Raw genomic sequence first — 19866 nt, forward strand, 5'->3', positions numbered from 1 at the left:
CACCACACGAAAGAGGAGCAGATGAGCAACAGGTACCTGGTCATCCACATGACCGATTCCACCGGCACCGATATCACCCGCGAAGAAGACCAGCGCATGCTCGAAGGCTGGCTCGCGGAAGGCGAGAAGAAGGGGATGCTGCAGAGCGGCGCCCCGACAGCACCGGCCGATCAGGCGAAGTCGGTGGTCGTCCGCGACGGTCGTGCCCTCATCACCGACGGCCCCTTCCCGGAGTTCACCGAGTGGTTCGCCGGGTACGACGTCATCACCGCGGAGTCGATCGACGACGTCGCGGGGCTCATGACGCAGCACCCGACCGCGATCGCGGGACGGGTGTACGTGCTGCCGCTGGTCACGCTCCCCTGGGACGAGGACTGAGCACCGCCGCGGCACCCGGGAATGCTCGGGCGCCGCGGTGCGCTTGACTCCTTCATGACGAACACCACTCAGCCCGCACAGTCATCCGGCACCTTCCGCATCGGCGGCGACCTCGAGGTCAACCGCCTCGGCTACGGGACCATGCAGCTGACCGGGCCCGGCGTCTGGGGCCCGCCGAAGGACCACGACGAGGCCATCCGCGTTCTGCGCCGGTCGGTCGAGCTCGGCGTGAACTTCTTCGACACCGCCGAGTCGTACGGCCCCTACGTCGCCGAGGAACTCCTGAAGGAAGCCCTCCACCCCTACGCCGACGATGTCGTCATCGCGACCAAGTCGGGCCTGACCCGCACCGCCCCCAATGTCTGGCCGCCGCTCGGTCGACCGGAGTTCCTGCGCCAGGGCGCGGAGATGAGCCTCCGGCGGCTCGGGCTCGAGCGCATCGACCTCTTCCAGCTGCACCGCATCGACCCGAAGGTGCCGCTCGAAGACCAGGTCGGTGAGCTGAAGGCGCTGCAGGACGAGGGCAAGATCCGCCACATCGGTCTGTCGGAGGTCACCATCGACGAGGTGAAGGAGGCGCAGAAGATCGCCGAGATCGTCACCGTCCAGAACCTCTACAACCTGCAGACCCGCGACGCGGAAGACCTCCTCGACTGGTCGGAGGAGCAGGGCATCGGGTTCATCCCGTGGTTCCCGCTCGCGACCGGCGGTCTCACCGGCGCCGACTCGCCGCTGATCGACATCGCGGCGAGGAAGGGCGCGACGCCCGCGCAGGTCGCGCTCGCGTGGCTTCTGAAGCGCTCGCCCGTCATGCTCCCGATTCCGGGCACGTCGAGCGTCGCCCACCTCGAGGACAACATGCAGGGCGCCGTCATCGAGCTGACCGACGAGGAGTTCGCCGAGCTGTCCGCGCTCCGCGGCTGACCCGGGGATCTGTGCACCCCCGCGGGCGGGGAGTGCACCCTCGCGCGTGGCGAGTGCACCCTCGCGCGTGGGGAGTGCACCCTCGCGGGTGGGGGGTGGGGTCAGACGGCGGGCGGCTCGATCGCGGGGGCGTCGGCCCGCGTGAGGGCGTGGTCGATCGTGGTGTGCACGAGGCTCGACAGGTAGCGTCCGGGGTCCTCGACTCCGGCGCGGGAGAGCAGACCCGCCGCCTGGGCGATGATCGAGCGCGAGAACTCCGTCGCGGTCGAGATCGCCTCGGCGTAGGTCGGCCGCTGATCCTCGGCCACCTCGACCGGCTCGCAGCCGAGCTCGACCGCGAGCGCCTGCGCGATCGGGAGCACCGGCGCCGGCGCCGTGACCGCCGCGTAGGCGTGGGTCAACTGCCGCAGATCGATGGACGACCCGGTGAAGGCGATCGCGGGGTGGATCGCCAACGGGATGGCGCCGCGCGCCGTGGCGGGTTGGAGCACCTCGATCCCGTAGGAGGCGTCGGTGTGCAGCACAAGCTGGCCCGGTCGCCAGGCGTCCAGCGCGGCGAGGCCGGCCACGAGGCCCGGAAGCTCCGCGCGCGGAACCGCGATCACGACCAGGTCGCTCCCCGCGATGATCTCGACCGGATCGAGCACGGGCACATCGGGCAGCACCGCGTCGACGCGGTCGCGGTCGGAGCCGGCGGTGATGCCGACGATGGCGTGACCGGCGCCGCGGAGGGCGGCGCCCATGACCGGGCCGACCCGGCCCGCCCCGATGATGCCCACGCCGAGTCGTCCGTCACGTCTCACGGCGACACCTCCTCGGTGCGGCGCGAGTCGGTCGGTTCGGCTGGCACGTCTCCATCCGCCGGCGCGGCGGCGACGCCGGCGGTCGCCGCGACCTCATCGAACGCCTCGTCGCCCGCCCACCGGTGGCTGCGGTCGGTGGCGGCGGCCGCGACCGCCGCTGCTTCGGTGCGCTCGAACAGCGACACCGCGTCATCCCGATCGATGATGCCGAGCGACCCGCTCACGCGGCCGATGACGGTGTGCACCTGGAGATTGGCGACACCGACCGCACGGTCGACGGGCCCCTGCGCGATGGCGAGGCTCTGCATCCGTGCGAGCGGGAAGAGCGCGAGCTTGCGCCAGATGAACCCTCGGCGCACGAACAGCACGTCGGGCGTGAGGAAGGCGCCGTTGCGCCGCCAACTGGTGGGCCGAAGCCACGCGGCCCGGCGCGGCGTGGTCACGTAGGGGTCGCCCTCCTCCGGCCCGAGCACGCCGTGCTGGAACACCAGCGGCCATTCCTCGCGCGGCAGGTGCGGCAGCAGCAGCTGCAGGACGCGTTCGACGTCGGTGCGGTTGCCGACGGGGAGGACGGTGGCGAACTGGTCGGTCCCCGCGGCTTCCAGACCTCGTCCGGACAGCCGGTTGACGGTGATCGCCCACCATCCGGCCGGCCGCCACAGGATCGGCTGACTGATCTCGAGGGCGTGGATCCGGCCGGGCGGCAGCGTCTCGGTGACGGTGGTGAACAGGCCGAAGGTGATGCGCACGCCGCTCGAGGTGGGTGCGATCGAGTACCGCAGCGACCTCGTGATCGTGCGCACCCAATACGCCCCGAAACCGAGGAGAGCCGGGATGGCGGTCAGCAGCAGCCACGGCGTCCCGAGGATCGAGGCCACCACGATCGCCGCGACGAGGACGATCAGGAACAGCAGCGAGCCGTCGAGGAGGTGCGACGCGATGAGGCGCCCCACCGGGATGTTCACCACCGAGTCGGGTTCGTCGACGGGTTCTTCCGCCCCGTCGATCATCTCGGTCAGCCCTGCAGCGACGGTCGACGCGGCCGCCGACACCCGACCGCCGCCGGCCGCCGCAGCCGCCTGGCGGGCCTCGGCCAGGCGGCGCCCCGAGGCGAGGCGCAGGATGTCGGCCCGCACCGCCTCGGCGTTGGCGGTGGAGAGGTACTCGAGCTTGACGTTGCCGTCGGTGCCGGCGCCGACGACCTCGAGCTTCGCCATGCCCATGAGCCGGGCGATCATGGGCCTCGTGAGGTTGACCCCCTGCACCCGGTCCAGCGGCGCCCGCCGCTGGGTGCGGAAGAGCACGCCGCTGCGCACCTCGACATCGTCACCGGTGATGCGGAAGGTGTGGAACCGCCACGACAGGTAGAAGACGCCGACGAGCACGATGACGACCACGATCACCGCGCCGAGGGCGGCGAGGATGAGCCCGCGCTCGAAGATGAAGTCCAGCGGATCACCGGTCTCGAAATCGCCCGGGTCGACCTCGGGGACGAAGATCGGCACGACCCCCTGGATGAGGCGGTCGCGGAAGTTCGCGATGAGGATGCCGGCGATGATGACGAGCGTCAGCCCGCCCCGCAGAAGCGGAGTGAGCGGATGCAGGCGGTGCCAGTCGCCGTCGCTGAGCGGTGAGCGGGTCGGCCCGGGAGCGCTCGTCACAGTCCCGTCCGGCGGGTCTCGGCGACATCGATGAGGGTGTCGCGCAGCTGCTCGGCAGCCTCCTGCGTGAGACCGGGCAGCGTGACCCCCGACACGGCGGCCGCGGTGACGATCTTCAGCTGGGCGATGCCGAAGCCGCGATCGAGGGGACCGTGGGTGATGTCCACCAGTTGCATCCGCCCGTAGGGGACGGCGACGATGCGCTGCCACAGGATGCCGCGGCGGAACACCAGGTCGTCCCGCCGGAGCTGATAGCCGTAGGACCGCGCCTGGCGGGGAGTGACGATGAGAACCGCGGCGAGGATCACCAGGAGGATCCCGGCCGGGATCATCAGCCAGCGCAGGTCGAACGCGAACACCGCGACGAGACCGCCGACGAGCACCAGGGCGAAGAAGAAGCCGGTCGTGATCAGCTGCACCTGCACGTAGGCCTTCGCCAGCTGGTACCAGGTGCCGTCGCCGAGGGGGAGGCGGTGCTCCGAGCGCGGCTCGACGACACGATCGAAGGCGCCGGCGGCGAACACCCCCGGGTCGAAGTCGTCCTGCCGGACCTCGTCGGCGCCGAGCGGCTCGGCCGCCGGCGCGGCCGGTGCGGTCGACGCTCCCTCGAAGGCCACGGCGGCCCGCTCAGTGTCCGCCGGGTTGGAGTCCGGGGTCGGAGCCTCCGGGCTGTTCGTCATCGTCATCCTTCCGGATCGTGCAGAACTGCTCTGCGACCAGGCCCGCGACCACCAGCAGCACCGCGCACAGGGCCGTCGCGATGACGGCCCCCAACGAGCCTAGCGAGGGCGGAACGGGGCGGGTGAGCAGGAATAGAGCCAAGCCCGCCGCGATTCCCGTCACGATCGCCCCGACCAGGCTCGACGCCTTCGCCAGCACCGCGATGCGCAGCGCGCGGAACGGATCGACCGGTGCCGCGGTCCCGCGCGTGGCGCGGCGGATCGGCACCGCGAGGGCGACGACCACGGCAGCCAGCAGCACCAGGAGGATCGGCAGGGACACGGCCGGGGTGAAGGTCGCCCGCCCCGCCGAGGTGAGCGCCTGGTCGATCAGGAATCCGACGGCGACGCCGAGGGCGGCGACGATGACGAGGACGAGCGGGCGCGTGCGCCTCACGAGGGTTCCCGCAGACGGGCGAGGATGTCGGCGACACGGCCGACCCCGGGAAGCATCGCGTCGGGGTCGACCTGCAGCCAGGGCTCGAGGACGAAGTCACGCTCCGCGGCCCGCGGGTGCGGGAGGATCAGCACCGGGCCGTCGCTGGTCACCTCGCCGTAGGCGATGAGGTCGAGATCGAGCGTGCGGTCGGCCCAGCGGACCCCCCGCTCCCGACCGTGCCGCGCCTCGATGGCGTGCAGATAGCCGAGCAGCACCGTCGGTGCGAGGCGCGTGGTGAGCAGGGCCACCGAGTTGAGGTAGGCAGGGGCGTCGGCGTCCCGCCCCTCCGGTGTCAGCGCCACCGACTCCATGGGCGTGGCGGTCTGCACATGGGTGACCAGCGGCAGGCGGGCGAGGTCGGTCAGCGCCGCTTCGAGGATGGCGGCGCGGTCTCCCAGGTTCGATCCGAGCGCGACGACGGCGATCGCCTCGTCGCGGCGCCGGGGCGTCGCATCCGTCTGCAGTCGCTCAGCCAGTCGACGACTCATGTGGGTGCCCTCCTGTTTCGGTCCGCGCGCGCGTGATCGTCACCGACACATCGGTGAAGCTCAGCGGGATCGGGGCCTGCGGCTTGTGAACGGTGACACGCACGGCCGAGACGAGCGGGCGCCCGAGCACCGCGCGGGCGATGCGGTCGGCAAGTGTCTCGAGCAGGTTCACCGGGTCGCCCGCGACGATGGCGGCGACCTCTTCGGCGAGCTCGCCGTAGTGCACGGTGTCGGAGACGTCGTCGCTGGCCGCCGCGGGGCGGGTGTCGAGCGTCAGATCCAGGTCGATGACGAAGTCCTGACCGCCCTGCCGCTCGTCGTCGTAAACGCCGTGGTACCCGAAGACCCGCAGGCCCGTCAGCGTGATCGTGTCGCCGTCCACCGACGGTCTCCCTCCCACGCCTCGGCGATCAGCAGCGCGTCGCGGGTGGCGCGGACGTCGTGCACGCGCACGCCCCACACCCCCTCACGCGCGGCGAGCGCGCTCGTGACGGCCGTCGCCAGGTCGCGCCGATCTTCGGATTCCTCGTCCTGCGTCGCCGTCGATGAGATGTCGGCGCCGCCGGAGACGAGCGTCTCGGCCAGGAACCGCTTGCGGCTCGTTCCGACGAGCACGCGGGGGCCGATGCCGAGGATGCGAGGGAGCCCGCGCAGCACCGCCCAGTTCTGGTCGCCGCGTTTGCCGAACCCGATGCCCGGATCGAGGATGACGCGCGACGGCGCGATACCGGCGACCGCGGCTGCGTCCAGACGCGCCGAGAGCTCGGTGACGACCTCGCGGACGACGTCGCCGTACTCGGCCCGTGCGTACATGTCGCTCGAGGGCCCCCGCCAGTGGCCGATGACGACCTCGGCGCGCGATCCGGCGACGGCGGCGAGCATTCCGGCGTCGGCGAGCCCGCCCGAGACGTCGTTGACGATCACGGCTCCGGCCTCGACGGCGGCGACGGCGGTGGAGGCGTTCATGGTGTCGATGCTCACCGTCGCGCCCTCGGCCGCCAGTGCCCGGATCACCGGAAGCACGCGCTCCTGCTCGACACGCGGCTCGACCCGGTCGGCACCGGGACGGGTCGACTCACCGCCGATGTCGAGGATGTCGGCACCGGCGGCACGAAGGACGCGGCCGCGTGCGATCGCGGCGTCCTGTGCGAAGTAACGGCCGCCGTCGCTGAAGGAGTCGGGTGTGACGTTGACGATGCCCATGACGACGGTCATTCGCGCGGTGCCCCCATGAGCAGCATCAGCTCGGTCCTCGAGATCGGGTCGGTGAATTCGCCGCGCGCGGCGATCGTCACCGTGGAGGCATCCCGCTGGCGCTCTCCGCGGAAGGTGACGCACCCGTGGGTCGCCTCGAGCACGACGAGCACGCCGCGGGTGTCGAGCGCATCCCAGATCGTGTCGGCGATCTGTTCGCCCAGTCGCTCCTGCACCTGCGGGCGCGAGGCGAGCACGTCGACGACCTTCGGCAGAGCACCCAGACCCACCACCTGCTCCCCCGGCAGGTAGGCGATGTGGGCCTTGCCGCGGAAGAGCAGCAGGTGATGCTCGCAGACCGAGCGGAAGTGGATGTCGCGGAGCATCACCGCGCCCGACGGCAGCGTGTCGGGCGCGGGACCGCGACTGACCGAGATGGTGTGCGAGAGCGGCTCGGCGGGGTCTTCCCCGACGCCGGAGAAGAATTCGGTGTAGGCGTCGGCGACGCGCTGCGGCGTGAGCTTCAGTCCCGGGCGATCGGGGTCCTCCCCGATCGCCGACAGAAGCTCGGTCACGAGCGCGGCGACGCGCTCTCGGTCAACGGCCACGGGCCGAGCCTACGCGGTCGCCGGGCGCGCCTGTCCGCTCGGCCGGCGGCGCGGCGCCTTCTCGGCGGCAGGCTCGTCGGCTTCGACAGAAGCCGCCACGCCCGCGGGCTCCGCGCGTCGCGGCACGTCGACTGGGGGAAGAGTCGACACGGGCCGGTCGCTGCTGGAAAGCCACTGCGGACGTGGCGGGAGCTTGCTGATGTCGGAGAAGATCTCGGCGAGTTCGATGTGATCCAGCGTCTCCTTCTCGAGGAGCGCCAGGGCGAGCTTGTCGAGGACGTCGCGGTTGGCGTTGATGACCTCGTACGCCTCGTTGTGCGCCTGCTCGATGAGCGCGCGCACCTCGGCGTCGACCCGCTCGGCGATGCGCTCGCTGAAGTCGCGGCCGTGACCCATGTCGCGGCCCATGAACACCTCACCCGAGGATTGGCCGAGCTTGACCGGGCCGACCTGAGTGGTCATCCCGTACTCGGTCACCATCTTGCGGGCGATGCTCGTGGCCTTCTCGATGTCGTTCGAGGCGCCGGTGGTGGGGTCGTGGAAGACGATCTCCTCGGCGACGCGGCCGCCCATGGCGTAGGTGAGCTGGTCCTGCAGCTCGTTGCGGGTGACGGAGTACTTGTCGTCGAGGGGCAGCACCATCGTGTAGCCGAGGGCCTTGCCGCGCGGGAGGATCGTGACCTTCGTCACCGGGTCGGTGTGGTTCATCGCCGCGGCAGCCAGGGCGTGCCCGCCCTCGTGGTACGCGGTGATCAGCTTCTCCTTGTCGCGCATGACGCGGGTGCGCCGCTGCGGGCCGGCGATGACGCGGTCGATCGCCTCGTCGAGCGCGCGATTGTCGATCAGCTGGGCGTTGGAGCGGGCGGTCAGCAGGGCCGCCTCGTTCAGCACGTTCGCGAGGTCGGCGCCGGTGAAGCCCGGGGTCTTGCGAGCGACGACCTCGAGGTCGACGCTGTCGGCGAGGGGCTTGCCACGACCGTGCACCTGCAGGATCTTCTGGCGGCCCTTGAGGTCGGGCGCGTCGACGCCGATCTGGCGGTCGAATCGGCCGGGGCGCAGAAGTGCCGGGTCGAGGATGTCGGGACGGTTCGTCGCCGCGATGACGATGACGTTCGCCTTCGGGTCGAAGCCGTCCATCTCGACGAGCATCTGGTTCAGGGTCTGCTCGCGCTCGTCGTGCCCGCCGCCCATGCCGGCGCCGCGGTGGCGGCCGACGGCGTCGATCTCGTCGATGAAGATGATGGCCGGAGCGTTCTCCTTGGCCTGGTTGAACAGGTCGCGCACGCGGCTGGCGCCGACGCCGACGAACATCTCGACGAAGTCCGAGCCCGAGATCGAGTAGAAGGGAACGCCCGCCTCACCTGCGACGGCGCGGGCCAGGAGCGTCTTGCCCGTTCCGGGAGGGCCGTACAGCAGCACGCCCTTCGGGATACGCGCACCGACCGCCTGGAACTTGGCGGGGTCCTTCAGGAAGTCCTTGATCTCCTGCATCTCCTCGATGGCCTCATCGGCACCGGCGACGTCGACGAAGGTGACCTGCGGCATCTCCTTGGTCACGAGCTTCGCGCGCGACTTGCCGAACTGCATGACCTTGCTGCCGCCGCCCTGCGCGCTGGAGAGCAGGAACCAGAACAGCAGACCCAGCAGCAGCAGCGGGATCATCAGCGACAGGAACCCGTCGAACCACGACGGCTGCGGCACCGAGTCGTTGAAGCCGTCCTCGGGGTCGGCGGCGTTGATGGCGTTCACGACCTCTTCGGCGCGGGCCTGGACGTAGTAGAACTGCACCTCGGTGGCACCCTCGTAGGGCTCGGCGAGGGTGAGGTCGACGCGCTGGTCGCCGTCGGTGTTGAGGACCTCGGTCACCGTGCCGCCGTCGAGGAGTTCCAGACCCTCCTGCGTGGAGATCTGCTTCGCACCGCCCAGGCTCGAGATCAGCGAGAAGCCCACGATCAGGAAGATCCCGATCAGCACGATGTAGAACAGGGGATTCCTGGTGATCTTCTTCAGGTTCATGGTGCGGGCGGGGCCCGATCCCTTCCTCGACGAGCCGTCAGCGTGGCGGGAGCCGCGGTGACGGTGAACTCAGGGTAACGCGGGCACTCTATGCCCGGCCTGTGCGTTCGTCGTGGGCTGAATCGATGCCCGATCTCAGGGCCTGCCCCCCGGTCGGGCACGGTGGATGGACTGCGGAACGAGGTAGGCCTCCAGGCCTTCGATCCCGTACTCCACCCCGAGCCCTGAGTCGTGGCGTCCGCCGAAGGGCGCGTAGTGGTTCGAGGCGAAGAAGTTGATGCCGACCGAGCCGGTGTCGATGCGGCGGGCGACCTCGAACGCAGCGTCCTCGTCGCGACCGAACACGATGCCCCCGAGCCCGAAGCGCGTGCCGTTCGCGATCGCGATCGCATCGTCGACGTCGCGGGCCGGGAGGATCGTGATGACCGGTCCGAAGATCTCCTCCTGCGCGATCGCGTGGTGCGGTCGCACATCGGCGAACACCGTCGGCGCGACGAAGAAGCCGCCGTCGACCGGTGCCGCGACATCTCCGCCCACGACCGCGCGCGCACCCTCGCGGAGCCCCGCGCGGATGTGCCCCACGACGCTGTCGCGCTGCGACGCCGTCGCGACCGGGCCGAACACCGTCGTGGGGTCGAGCGGGTCTCCGACCGGCGCGGCGGCGACGGTGGCGGCGACCATGTCCACCACGTCGTCGTACCGCTCGGGGGTGGCGATGATGCGGGTGGAGATGTAGCAGGTCTGGCCGGTGTTCCGCAGGCAGCTGCGGATGAGCCCGGCCGACATCAGGTCGAGGTCGGCGTCGGGAAGGACGATCGCCGAGGACTTCCCGCCGAGCTCGAGGGTCACCGGACGCAGCAGCTCCCCGCAGGCGGCGGCGATCCGGCGACCGACGGGTGTGGATCCGGTGAAGGCGACCTTGTCGACGCCCGGATGCCGCACGAGCGCGTCGCCGGTCGCCCCGTCGCCGGTCACGAGGTTGATCACGCCGGCCGGGATCCCTGCCTCGGTGGCCGCGTCGAGGAGGAACCGCACCGAGAGGGGCGTCGGGCTGGCGGGCTTGATGACGACCGCGCATCCCGCGAGCAAGGCTGGCGCGAGCTTGATGACGACGAGGTTGATCGGGAAGTTCCACGGTGCGATGAGGGCGCAGACGCCGATGGGATCACGCGCCACGAGCGTCTCCCGATCACCGCCCGGGAAGGGGCGGACGTCGGGGCGCTCGAGGTGATCGACGAGGGAGGCGAACACCCGGAGGATCGATGCGGCGTTCGCGGCCGCCCCCGAGCTCTCGGACACGGGCGTGCCGTTCTCGAGCGTGTTGGTCAGTCCCAGCGCGTCGGCGCGCCGCTCGACGGCTTCCGCCATCCTCTGCAGCGCCGCCGCACGGGCGGCGGGCGCCGTCGCGGCCCAGTCGGCGAGCGCGGTGCGGGCCGCGGAGACGGCGGCGTCGACGTCGGCGGGTTCGGCGACCGGCACGGCCCCCCACTGCTCGCCGGTGGCGGGGTCGATCACCGCCGACGAGCGGCGTCGCACCGCGACATCCTCCCCTCCGATCCGGAAGGACTCGACCCGGGTGTAAGGAAGGGATGCCGCGGCGGCGCGGTGCGCGTCGCGGAGACCCGAGAGGGTGGCGGCGAGAGTCATGCGAGCTGCTCCGTCTTGAGCAGGATCTCCGATCGACCGAGCTCCGCCTCGGCCATCAGCACGGCGGCTTCGGTCAGCAGCTCGGGGATGATCTCCGCACGCAGCCGCCGGCAGTACTCAGCGGGCGTGAGCCGGAACCAGCCGGAGGCGAGGGCGATCCCGGCGGGAGTGAACCGCCACAGGCGATCGGCGTCTCGCACGAGGCTGTCCTCGAGCGAGTGGGCCACAGGCCGGGTGTCGTGTCCGTCGATGATCGCCGTCACCCGTTCGACGAAGTCGTCATCGTAGCCGAGCGGCGGGAGGACCTCGCGCGCGATGTCGCAGCCGTGCCGTTCGTGCTCGTAGCGCACATCGGCCCGCCGCCAGTCGCCCGAGAAGCCCTCGTCGAGGATGCGTCGTTCGTCGACGCGGGCCCAGCCGGTGTCGTGCAGCAGGATCGCCACCCGCACGACGAGCGCGTCGGCATCGGGGTACGCGTCGCACAGCCGCTCGGCGAAGGCGAACGAGATCGGCAGATGGATGTCGTTGGCCCGCGTGCGGGACTCGGCGACGACCGCCCGCCAGACGGGGTCGAGGTCGCCGTCTCGCTCGTCGGCGTGGATGGGCGACGTGTCGACGGGGTGGATGGTCTGCAGGGTCATGGCCTCACCTCAGGATGCGACGGCCACGGGGGCGTCGACGAAGGATTGCTTCAGGCGCACGCTCGTGTCGGCGGCGGCCTCGGGCGGGATGGTCTGGCCCTTCGCGAGGGCCTGCTTGATCGCGAGGAACTCGGCGGGCTGGTTGACGCAGTCGGCGGCGATGAGCCGGTCGTCGCGGTAGTACAGCACGGTGAACCGCTCGGTGTCGGGGTCGCCGCGCACGACGACCGCGTCGTACCCCGCCGAGAGCCCCGCGATCTGGAGCTTGAGGTCTGCCTGATCGGACCAGAACCAGGGCACGGTCGAGTACGTGGCATCCTCCCCCAGGAGTGTCGCGGCGGCGACCTTCGCCTGCTCGAGGGCGTTGTTGACGCTTTCGATCCGGACTCTGCCGCCCAGGCCCGCGGGATAGGGGTTCGGCATGACGGCGCAGTCGCCTGCGGCGACCGTGCGTCCGTCCGACGCGAGGCACGACGCATCGACGACGATTCCGCCGTCGACCTCGAGGCCGAGCTGCACCGCGAGTTCGACGCGCGGGAGGACGCCGATCCCGATGACGACGAGGTCGGCGGGGATGATCCGGCCGTCGTCGAGCTCGACCCCCGTCACCGATCCGCGGCGTCCGGCGGCGGAGGCGTCCACGCCGAGGATGCGTTCGAGCCGGGCGCCGAGGACGATCTCGGTTCCCCGGCGTCGGTGCGCGGCGAGATAGAACGCGCTCGTCGGTTCGGCGACCACGCGCCCGATGAGGCGGCCCGTTCCTTCGACGAGCGTCACGTCCTTGCCGAGCTGGCGGGCGGCGGCGGCCGCCTCGAGCCCGATGAACCCCCCGCCGATCACGACCACGCGCTGGGCGGACGGCTCGGCCAGCGCGGGACCGAGGGCGATCGCGTCGTCGGCGTCGCGGAGGTAATGCACGCCCCGGTAGTCGGTGCCGGGAAGGGTGAGGCGACGAACGGAGGCGCCGGTCGTGAGAGCGAGGCGGGTGAAGGGGATGCGCCGGCCGCCCAGGGTGTGGGCGACGCCCGCGCCGGTGTCATCCCGATGGATCGTCACGACCCTGTCGCCGGCGATCAGCTCGATGTCGCGATCGTCGAACCACTGGCGGGTGCGCAGGATCACGTCGTCGGGCTCGAGCTCGCCTTTGAGCCATCCCTTCGACAGCGGCGGCCGCTGGTAGGGACGGTGCGCCTCCTCCCCGACCATGACGATCGCCCCGCTGTCGCCGAGATCGCGCAGCGTGGCGGCGAGCTGAACACCGGCCTGGCAGGCGCCGACGATGAGTGTGGTCTCCATCAGGCGCCTCTACAGCTGCTCGCTCGGCGTGGTGACGTGGTACTCGCACCCGTCCTGGAGCTTGATCTGGCACGACAGGCGGGAGTTCTCCCGCCGCTCGACGGCCGTGCCGTCGAGCATCTCGTCCTCGAGGTCACCGGGCCCGCCGACCAGGTCGACGGTCTCGGGGGCGACGAACACGTGGCAGGTGGCGCAGGAGAGGCTGCCACCGCATTCCCCGACGATGCCGGGGACACCGTTTCGGACCGCGGTCTCCATGACCGAGTCACCGGGGCGCCCCTCGATGGTCGTGGTGGTGCCGTCGTCGGCGGTGTAGACGACAGTGCTCATTTCTTCTCCTTAGATGAACTGACGGCCACCGTCGACGACGAGCGTCTGGCCCGTCACGAAGCCGGCGTCGGGACCGGCGAGGAACAGCACGGCGCCGACGATGTCGTCGGGGGCGATGGCCCGCCGGATCGACCCGCGGTCCACGCCGTAGCTCTCTGCGTCGTCGATGAGGGCGTGACTGGCCTCGGTGAGGGTGAATCCGGGTGCGACGGCGTTCACCGTCACACCCCGCGCGCCGAGTTCCTTCGCCATGACGCGGGTGAGGCCGATGACACCCGCTTTGCTCGCGACGTAGTGCGCCCACTGCGCCGAGCCGCTGAAGACGGTCGCCGAGGCGATGTTCACCACGCGCGCACCCTCCCCCAGGTGGGGGGATGCCGCACGGGTGACCTGCCACGGACCCTTGAGGTTGACGTTCATGACGCGATCCCACTCCGCCTCGGTGATGTCCTCGAAGGGGGACCGCGTGATTCCGGCGTAGACCGCGGCGTTGTTGACGACGACGTCGATCCCTCCGCCCTCGGCGACGGCCGCCGCTGCGAGGGAACGCGCGGACGCGGCATCCGTCACATCCACTCCTCGCCCGACGGCGCGGTATCCCTCCGCGACGAGGGCCTGGGCTGCCCGGGAGGCGCCGTCCTCATCGATGTCGGCGAGCACCACGAGGTCGCCCCGGCGGGCGAAGGCGTCGGCGAAAGCACGCCCGAGCCCTCCGGCCGCTCCGGTGACGATGACGGTGCGGGGCGCCCCCGCGGTGCTCTGTGCCATGACGCGCCTCAGTCCAGGATGGTGACGGTGCCGGAGTTGCCGTCGACACGCAGCCGCTGCCCGGTGCGGATCTCGCTGGAGGCGGTGCCCGTCCCGGTGACTGCGGGCATGCCGTATTCGCGGCAGACGATGGCGGCATGGCTCATCATGCCGCCGATGTCGGTGACGGTCGCGCGGATCTTGCCGAAGATCGGACCCCAGCTCGGTGCAGTGACCGGCGCGACGAGGATCTCGCCCTCCTGCACCTCGGAGAGCTGATCGGCGCTGGAGATGACCCGGGCGGGGCCCTCCGCCGTCCCCGGCGAGGCCGGCATGCCCTTGAGCGTGCCGTCGGGCACGTCGCCCGTGCCGAGCCAGTTCTGGATCTGATCGTCGGTGATGCCCCAGAGCATGAGGGTGAAGGGCTCGGTGATCACCTCGGGCGGGGTGTTCAGCGCCGGCTGCGGACGCGCGGTCGACAGGGCGTCGACGATGCCGCGGCGCCGCTCGACCTCGGCCGGCCAGTAGTCGGGGCCGATCGCCGGAGCCCCGACCATCCATGCGTTCACGTAGTCGAAGAGCGCCTCGCGCACCTCATCGCGGCGCAGGTAGAACATGTCGTTCGCCTGCGGCCAGAACCCTTGCTCGTGCAGCACGCGCGACAGCTGCCGGGCCTTGCGCCAGAACACGCCCATCGTCCAGTGCTCGATGTAGAAGTTGTGGTTCTCGACGTAGGGGTAGACGGTGCGGGCGAGACCGAGCTTGCCCTGGAAGGTCGCCAGGACGTCGCCCGACAGCAGCTCGGCGTATTCCCCGTGATGCGGTCGCGCTCGGCGACCAGATCGGCCACATGGCGGTCGATGTCGTGCCCGGCCTGGAGCCGGTCGATGTAGCCCCTGATGAAGCCGAGGGGGATGGCCGGCACATCCCGCCAGTATTCGTCGTGCGCGTAGAAGCCGTTGCCGGTCGTGAAGTTGAACCACGGGTCCTGTGCGTCGCGCCACGCCTCGGTCCAGGCCGCTCCCGAGGGATGCGCGGAGATCGCGGCGAGCGTCGCGTCGGCGTCGGAGGTGTCTCCGAAGAGATCGACCAGGCCGTCGCGGACGGCGATCTTGGCGAGCTTCTTCAGTTCGTCGTCGGGGCGGAAGAGCTCCATGTCGACGCCCTGCACCATCGTCGCGATCGCCTGATCGGGGATGCGCGGGAAGACCTCCTTGCAGAACATGAACAGGTCGAGGTAGGCGACGTACCCGAGGTTGAGGAATTCGAAGTGGTACTGCCAGGCGCGATAGGCCAGCGCGATGAGCCGGTCGTAGTCGCCGAGGAGTTCGGTCGCGGGCCCAGTGCCCTTGCCGGCGAGCACATCGTCGAGGGCGATGGCATCGGGGAGCGCGGTGAACTCGATGCTCTCGAGCTCGGCGATGGTGTCCTCCAGCTTGCCGTGCCAGTTCTGCAGCAGCGACTCCCAGTTCTGGAAGTAGTGGCCCGCACGCTGCATGAACTGCGGCACCCGCGCCTCGATGTGCTCGGGGTCCACAGCCACGGGTGACATGAACACGTAGCCGTTGTGGATGCGGTACTCGATGCCGTTCGCCGTGGGAATCAGGAGCTGGCGCGAGTTGTACTGGCCGAGACAGCCGACGGCGAACTCGAAGCCGATCGTCTCGAAGGGCTTCGTGACGGTGGGCCAGTGCTGGCTGTCGCAGAACCAGAACTTGCGCTCCTCGATGTCGCGACGGTTGTCCTGGAAGACGAGGTTGTAGGCGTAGAGGTCTTTCCAGCCCTCGGCGCCGGCGGGTGCGTCCTGCTCGTAGGGGCTGGGGAATGACGTGCGCGCGGGCGCGCTGACAGTGGTCGTCTGTGACATGTCGATGCCTTTCATGGGCGGTGTCGGGTTCTGCGTTCGGGTGGGGGGATCGGTGGCCGGTCAGCGTCCGATCTGGGTGAGGAGGGACTGGGTGATGCTCTGGATGCCGAATCCCGAGGTGGTGGGAGCGGCGTCGGCCTGCTTGGCCGACCAGACCGTCTCGGGGCGGGACTGCAGCAGGAGGAGGTTCTCGCCGTCGGGGAGTGTGCGGTCGATCGCCCACTCGATGTCCTGCGGAGTACCGAAATGCTTCTCGGCGCGCTTGGCGATCGCCGCGATCGCAGCGATCTCGCCGTCGGTGAGGCACCGCACGCCGCGGCGCTCCGCCTCGACCTCCCGCTCGGCGATGCCGCGGGCTGCGGAGTCGGGGACGAGCTCGATGTGCTTGTCGCCGAGCTGCTCCGCGGTGATGGTCAGCATGACCTTGTCGACGTGCAGGTTGTCGGGGGTCACCTGACCCGAGACGACGAGCTCGCCGAGGCCCCATGCCGCATCGATGACAATCGTCGACCGATCCCCGTTGGAGGGATCGACGGTCATGGCCACACCGGCCACCTTGGCGTCCACCATCTTCTGCACGGCGACAGCCATCGACAGCCCCTCGTTGGGGATGCCGTTGCGGAGCCGGTAGACGATGGCGCGGCTGGTGTAGAGCGACGCCCAGCACCGGCGGACGTGCTCGGCGACCTCGTCGAGGCCCTGGAGCCACAGGTAGGTGTCCTGCTGGCCGGCGAAGCTCGCGTCGGGGAGGTCCTCGGCCGTCGCCGACGAGCGCACGGCCACCGGCGCCTCGGCCGAGAAGCGCGACTGCAGCCGCGCGTAGGCCGCGGAGAACTCCTCCCGGATGGGCTCCGGAATCGGGCGCCCGAGGATCTCATCACGGATCTGGGCCGAGGCGGCATCGATGCTCGCCACGTCGTCGGCGTCGATCGACGCGAGCAGGCGGTGGATGTCGTCGGCGACACCGGAGGACTCGACGAACGCGGTGTAGGCATCGGTCGTGACGGCGAAGCCGGGGGGCACCGGCATCCCCGCCGACGTCAGGGCGACGAGAGACGCGCACTTGCCGCCGAGCACCTCGAGCTCAGCCGGCCCGGGCTCGTCGAAGAAGCGGATGAAGAGGCTTTCGGACATGGTCATGCCTCCCAGGTGACGGGGACGGACGTGGGGACGCGGAACGAGAGGTTCTCGCGGAAGCGGATCGGCTCCGTGCCGGCTAGGCGGAGGCCCGGGACCGCGGCCGCGGTCTCCTCCAGAACGATGCGGTCCTGGAGCTTGGCGAGCATGTTGCCCAGGCAGTAGTGGATGCCGAACCCGAACGACAGGTGGTTCCGGGCGTCGTCGCGGGTGATGTCGAACTGGTCGGGATGCGCGAAGACGGCTTCGTCGCGGTTGGCCGATCCCATGAGCAGCAGGATGTCGGCTCCCTTCGGAACGGCTACGCCCCCGATCTCCGCATCGGCCAGCGCACGACGCCGCCATGCGACGATCGATCCGCTGTAGCGGAGCACCTCGTCGATCGCCCCCGGGATGGCGGTCGGGTCGGCGACGATGCGCTCCCACGCCTCGCGGTGCGACAGCAGCACGCGGATCGAGTTCGCGATGAGCGTCGTGGTGGTCTCGTGACCGGCGAAGAGCAGGCTGTAGCACAGCGACGCGATCTCGTGGTCGGTGATCTCGGCCCCGGCGCCCTGCGCCTCGACGAGGTCGGCGATGAGGTGATCGCCGCCCTTCTCGTGGGCCTCGGCGACGAGACGCTGACACTCCTGCCAGTACTCGACGAGGTTGTGCGCGTGCGGCACCTGCTCATCGTCGTCGAGGTCACCCCAGGTCATCGCCGCCCGCGAATCGGACCACCTCTTGTACGTCGGCACCATCGAGGGGTCGACGCCGAGCAGCGTCAGGATCGTGACGGTCGGGATGTCGTAGGCGACGTCGCGGAGGAAGTCACCGGTGTGATCGGCCGAGGCGAGCATCGCGCGGAGGGCAGCTCGGGTGTTCTCGCGGATGGTCGGCTCGAGGGCCTTGAAGCGGCGCGGGGTGAAGGCCCGCTGTGCGATGGCGCGGATGCGGGTGTGATCGGGCGGGATACGCGCCGACAGCCCCGAGTAGGCGGTGAACCCGCCATCCTTCATGATCCTCGTCGCCGCCGGACCGCGCTGACGCACCGGCGCCTGTGCATTCTCGCTCGAGAAGGTCTCCCAGTCCTCGAACACGGCGCGGACGTCCGCCCATCGCGACACGACCCAGTAGCCGATGCGCTCGTCGTACATGACCGGCTCGTCTCGGCGCAGTCGCGCATACGCGTCGAACGGATCATCCATCTCGAAGGGCTGGTACCCGTGGTGATCGACCGGGCAGCCGACCGCCGTCGATGCGGCGTCGCTCTCGGTCAGTTCGGTCGGCGTCGGACCCATGCCCACTCCTTCGTCAGCGGGTGCCGTGACGGCTTCGTCATCAGGCACCGGAACTGGGATCATTCAAACCCCGGATGCCGCGGACCTGCGCCAGAACTTCCACTGGACGGAAGTGACTTCCCAGTCCTCAGCCCGGCGGGCCGCTGGCCCTCACCCGCGCCGAGGGCCGGAGAGTGCGGAGCGGGAAGGGGCCGACGCTGGCCTCGATGCGGCGGGAGATTCCTCGCATCGCCGGCAGGTGACGTTCGAGCGCCCCGGCATCCTCCGCCGGCGCCACCAGCCCCAGGGCGGCGCCGATGCCGCCCTCCCGCTGGAAGATCGGCACGGCGATCGATGACGCTCCCAGACGTGCCTCATTCAAAGCGAGTGCGAAACCGCGCTCGCGGATCCTCGTCAGCTCCGCCCGCAGCGCGTCGGGGTCGACGTGCGTCTGACTGGTGCGGCTCTCCAGAGGTTGAGCGAGCACGGCGTCGCGCACCCACGATTCCTCGAAGGCCAGGAGCACCTTGCCCACCGCCGTCGCGTGCAGCGGGAGGCGGCCACCCACCCGGGATGCCTGCGGCACCCGCCGCGTGCCGTAAACGCGATCGATGTACAGCGCGTCGGTGTCTTCGCGGATGGCGATGTGAACGGTCTCCTGGGTCAGGCTGTAGAGGTCCTGCAGGAGCGGCCGCGCGATGTCGCGGACTTGGCGGCCGGCGTGCTGCCCGAGCTCCCACAGCCGGATCCCGATCTGGTAGCGGCCCTGATCATCCCGCTGCAACGCCTCCCACGCCTCGAGCTCGGCGAGGAGGCGATGGGTCGTGCTGAGCGGGAGCCCCGTCTCGGCGCTGATCTCGCTGAGGCTCCGGGGCGCGAGGCTCTTCTCGAAGACCGCGAGGATCGACAGCACCCGGCCCGTCACCGTCTGCCCCGGCATCGAGACTCTTCCCGCCACGGCCGCCTCCTCGCATCCGTTTCCGGTCAGTGGAAGCTTAGTTCCCCGCGGCGCCTCTCGGTGAGACCCTCGGCGCATGCCAGGTTCGAGCACGCGCTACGGCCGAGACGTCCGTCGCCACCTCCCCGACGCGCACGAGGTGCCGGGGCTTGTGACCCTCCCTCCGGAGGACGACGAGGTGTGGATGCGCGCCGCGCCCCACCTGCGCGTTCGCAACAACGACTCGCACTCGCTGTACGCGTACGCGATCGCCCGGGCGCTGCTGCGACGCCTTCCGGAGGCCGACCCCGCGATCGTCCGCCCCGCGATCCTGCTCCACGACACCGGGTGGTCGACCGTCCCCGACGACGAGATCCTCGAGGCGATCGCGCCCGGCGGCGGTCGCCCAGATCTCGTGCGGCACCACGAGATCGAGGGTGCGCGCATCGCGCGGGAGGCACTGACCGGGCTCGGTCGCCCCGAGACCGTCGTCGGACGCGTGACCGACATCATCGACGGCCACGATTCCCGGCTGGAGGCGCTCTCGGTCGAGGACGCGATCGTCAAGGACGCCGACAAGATCTGGCGGGTGACCCCGCACGGACTGACCGTCGTCTGCGGCTGGTTCGGCCTCGACCGCGACGAGGCTCTGCGACTCTGCGCGAGCCGCGTCGAGTCGAGCCTTCACACCGATGCCGGCCGGGCGATGGCCGGCGCGCTGATCGCCGTGGCGTCGATGGACCTCGCGCCCCAGCGCAAGGGCTTGGCGTAGCGC

General features: G+C 70.4%; 22 protein-coding genes. 3 read left to right on the top strand and 19 right to left on the bottom strand.

The genetic code is table 11. The features are described 5' to 3' along the window. Positions 1-21: 21 nt before the first annotated feature. Entirely contained in the window at positions 22-378 is a 357-nt protein-coding gene (locus FBY40_RS01340; protein WP_141935795.1) for a YciI family protein, read from the top strand. A gap of 54 nt (positions 379-432) precedes the next feature. Next, positions 433-1302 (top strand): aldo/keto reductase, encoded by an 870-nt coding sequence (locus FBY40_RS01345; protein WP_141935797.1) that lies wholly within the window; start codon positions 433-435, stop codon positions 1300-1302. A 101-nt stretch (positions 1303-1403) separates the two neighbouring features. Here the strand turns inward: FBY40_RS01345 and FBY40_RS01350 are convergent, their stop codons facing one another. From FBY40_RS01350 to FBY40_RS01435, 19 genes are all read right to left on the bottom strand, one after another. Next, positions 1404-2105 (bottom strand): Rossmann-like and DUF2520 domain-containing protein, encoded by a 702-nt coding sequence (locus tag FBY40_RS01350; protein WP_141935799.1) that lies wholly within the window; start codon positions 2103-2105, stop codon positions 1404-1406. Continuing rightward, the gene (locus FBY40_RS01355; RefSeq protein WP_141935801.1) at positions 2102-3766 is read right to left on the bottom strand and encodes a PH domain-containing protein; all 1665 of its coding nucleotides are present in this window, start codon (positions 3764-3766) and stop codon (positions 2102-2104) included. Before FBY40_RS01355 ends, FBY40_RS01350 begins: the two co-directional genes overlap by 4 nt. After that, entirely contained in the window at positions 3763-4446 is a 684-nt protein-coding gene (locus FBY40_RS01360; RefSeq protein WP_141935803.1) for a PH domain-containing protein, read from the bottom strand. Before FBY40_RS01360 ends, FBY40_RS01355 begins: the two co-directional genes overlap by 4 nt. Further along, the gene (locus tag FBY40_RS01365) at positions 4394-4882 is read right to left on the bottom strand and encodes a DUF3180 domain-containing protein (protein ID WP_141935805.1); all 489 of its coding nucleotides are present in this window, start codon (positions 4880-4882) and stop codon (positions 4394-4396) included. Before FBY40_RS01365 ends, FBY40_RS01360 begins: the two co-directional genes overlap by 53 nt. Then, entirely contained in the window at positions 4879-5412 is a 534-nt protein-coding gene (gene folK / locus FBY40_RS01370; protein ID WP_141935807.1) for a 2-amino-4-hydroxy-6-hydroxymethyldihydropteridine diphosphokinase, read from the bottom strand. The genes FBY40_RS01365 and folK overlap by 4 nt, the downstream gene beginning before the upstream one ends. Continuing rightward, positions 5393-5794, bottom strand: coding sequence for a dihydroneopterin aldolase (gene folB, locus FBY40_RS01375; RefSeq protein WP_141935809.1), 402 nt, complete (start codon positions 5792-5794; stop codon positions 5393-5395). The genes folK and folB overlap by 20 nt, the downstream gene beginning before the upstream one ends. Further along, the gene (folP, locus tag FBY40_RS01380) at positions 5770-6627 is read right to left on the bottom strand and encodes a dihydropteroate synthase (RefSeq protein ID WP_141935812.1); all 858 of its coding nucleotides are present in this window, start codon (positions 6625-6627) and stop codon (positions 5770-5772) included. The genes folB and folP overlap by 25 nt, the downstream gene beginning before the upstream one ends. Further along, positions 6624-7214, bottom strand: coding sequence for a GTP cyclohydrolase I (gene folE / locus FBY40_RS01385; protein ID WP_141935814.1), 591 nt, complete (start codon positions 7212-7214; stop codon positions 6624-6626). Before folE ends, folP begins: the two co-directional genes overlap by 4 nt. A gap of 9 nt (positions 7215-7223) precedes the next feature. Then, positions 7224-9230, bottom strand: a complete 2007-nt coding sequence (ftsH, locus tag FBY40_RS01390; RefSeq protein WP_141935816.1) for an ATP-dependent zinc metalloprotease FtsH — start codon at positions 9228-9230, stop codon at positions 7224-7226. A gap of 135 nt (positions 9231-9365) precedes the next feature. Then, complete coding sequence (locus tag FBY40_RS01395; RefSeq protein ID WP_141935817.1) at positions 9366-10877, bottom strand: aldehyde dehydrogenase family protein; 1512 nt, start codon at positions 10875-10877, stop codon at positions 9366-9368. Then, on the bottom strand, positions 10874-11518 hold the full coding sequence (locus FBY40_RS01400) for an HD domain-containing protein (RefSeq protein ID WP_141935819.1): 645 nt from the start codon (positions 11516-11518) through the stop codon (positions 10874-10876). The genes FBY40_RS01395 and FBY40_RS01400 overlap by 4 nt, the downstream gene beginning before the upstream one ends. A gap of 9 nt (positions 11519-11527) precedes the next feature. Then, the gene (locus FBY40_RS01405; protein WP_141935821.1) at positions 11528-12814 is read right to left on the bottom strand and encodes an NAD(P)/FAD-dependent oxidoreductase; all 1287 of its coding nucleotides are present in this window, start codon (positions 12812-12814) and stop codon (positions 11528-11530) included. 9 nt (positions 12815-12823) lie between these two features. Then, a complete protein-coding gene (locus FBY40_RS01410) occupies positions 12824-13144 on the bottom strand; it encodes a 2Fe-2S iron-sulfur cluster-binding protein (protein ID WP_141935823.1) in 321 nt (106 codons plus the stop codon). 9 nt (positions 13145-13153) lie between these two features. Then, a complete protein-coding gene (locus FBY40_RS01415) occupies positions 13154-13912 on the bottom strand; it encodes an SDR family NAD(P)-dependent oxidoreductase (protein ID WP_141935824.1) in 759 nt (252 codons plus the stop codon). Between the two features lie 8 nt (positions 13913-13920). Continuing rightward, complete coding sequence (locus FBY40_RS17480) at positions 13921-14508, bottom strand: PEP-utilizing enzyme (RefSeq protein ID WP_235014414.1); 588 nt, start codon at positions 14506-14508, stop codon at positions 13921-13923. Beyond that, complete coding sequence (locus FBY40_RS01420; RefSeq protein WP_235014416.1) at positions 14457-15758, bottom strand: hypothetical protein; 1302 nt, start codon at positions 15756-15758, stop codon at positions 14457-14459. Before FBY40_RS01420 ends, FBY40_RS17480 begins: the two co-directional genes overlap by 52 nt. Positions 15759-15818: 60 nt before the next feature. After that, positions 15819-16898, bottom strand: a complete 1080-nt coding sequence (locus tag FBY40_RS01425) for a PEP/pyruvate-binding domain-containing protein (RefSeq protein ID WP_141935825.1) — start codon at positions 16896-16898, stop codon at positions 15819-15821. Beyond that, positions 16895-18175, bottom strand: coding sequence for a cytochrome P450 (locus tag FBY40_RS01430; RefSeq protein ID WP_141935827.1), 1281 nt, complete (start codon positions 18173-18175; stop codon positions 16895-16897). The genes FBY40_RS01425 and FBY40_RS01430 overlap by 4 nt, the downstream gene beginning before the upstream one ends. A 127-nt stretch (positions 18176-18302) precedes the next feature. Then, on the bottom strand, positions 18303-19112 hold the full coding sequence (locus FBY40_RS01435) for an IclR family transcriptional regulator (RefSeq protein ID WP_235014418.1): 810 nt from the start codon (positions 19110-19112) through the stop codon (positions 18303-18305). Between the two features lie 76 nt (positions 19113-19188). Here FBY40_RS01435 and FBY40_RS01440 point away from each other — a divergent pair, with 76 nt between their 5' ends. After that, complete coding sequence (locus FBY40_RS01440; RefSeq protein WP_141935829.1) at positions 19189-19863, top strand: HD domain-containing protein; 675 nt, start codon at positions 19189-19191, stop codon at positions 19861-19863. The last annotated feature ends 3 nt before the right edge of the window (positions 19864-19866 follow it).

Origin of the sequence: Microbacterium sp. SLBN-154, assembly GCF_006715565.1 — a bacterium.
GTDB lineage: Bacteria > Actinomycetota > Actinomycetes > Actinomycetales > Microbacteriaceae > Microbacterium.

What these genes read in the sequence shown, in the direction of transcription:
- FBY40_RS01425 (WP_141935825.1), bottom strand. Translation starts at nt 16,898, where the DNA reads ATGACCATGTCCGAAAGCCTCTTCATCCGCTTCTTCGACGAGCCCGGG.
- FBY40_RS01340 (WP_141935795.1), top strand. Translation starts at nt 22, where the DNA reads ATGAGCAACAGGTACCTGGTCATCCACATGACCGATTCCACCGGCACC.
- FBY40_RS01410 (WP_141935823.1), bottom strand. Translation starts at nt 13,144, where the DNA reads ATGAGCACTGTCGTCTACACCGCCGACGACGGCACCACCACGACCATC.
- FBY40_RS01345 (WP_141935797.1), top strand. Translation starts at nt 433, where the DNA reads ATGACGAACACCACTCAGCCCGCACAGTCATCCGGCACCTTCCGCATC.
- FBY40_RS01420 (WP_235014416.1), bottom strand. Translation starts at nt 15,758, where the DNA reads ATGTCACAGACGACCACTGTCAGCGCGCCCGCGCGCACGTCATTCCCC.
- FBY40_RS01415 (WP_141935824.1), bottom strand. Translation starts at nt 13,912, where the DNA reads ATGGCACAGAGCACCGCGGGGGCGCCCCGCACCGTCATCGTCACCGGA.
- FBY40_RS01405 (WP_141935821.1), bottom strand. Translation starts at nt 12,814, where the DNA reads ATGGAGACCACACTCATCGTCGGCGCCTGCCAGGCCGGTGTTCAGCTC.
- folK (WP_141935807.1), bottom strand. Translation starts at nt 5,412, where the DNA reads ATGAGTCGTCGACTGGCTGAGCGACTGCAGACGGATGCGACGCCCCGG.
- FBY40_RS01430 (WP_141935827.1), bottom strand. Translation starts at nt 18,175, where the DNA reads ATGGGTCCGACGCCGACCGAACTGACCGAGAGCGACGCCGCATCGACG.
- ftsH (WP_141935816.1), bottom strand. Translation starts at nt 9,230, where the DNA reads ATGAACCTGAAGAAGATCACCAGGAATCCCCTGTTCTACATCGTGCTG.
- FBY40_RS17480 (WP_235014414.1), bottom strand. Translation starts at nt 14,508, where the DNA reads ATGTTCTACCTGCGCCGCGATGAGGTGCGCGAGGCGCTCTTCGACTAC.
- FBY40_RS01400 (WP_141935819.1), bottom strand. Translation starts at nt 11,518, where the DNA reads ATGACCCTGCAGACCATCCACCCCGTCGACACGTCGCCCATCCACGCC.
- folP (WP_141935812.1), bottom strand. Translation starts at nt 6,627, where the DNA reads ATGACCGTCGTCATGGGCATCGTCAACGTCACACCCGACTCCTTCAGC.
- FBY40_RS01395 (WP_141935817.1), bottom strand. Translation starts at nt 10,877, where the DNA reads ATGACTCTCGCCGCCACCCTCTCGGGTCTCCGCGACGCGCACCGCGCC.
- FBY40_RS01440 (WP_141935829.1), top strand. Translation starts at nt 19,189, where the DNA reads ATGCCAGGTTCGAGCACGCGCTACGGCCGAGACGTCCGTCGCCACCTC.
- FBY40_RS01360 (WP_141935803.1), bottom strand. Translation starts at nt 4,446, where the DNA reads ATGACGAACAGCCCGGAGGCTCCGACCCCGGACTCCAACCCGGCGGAC.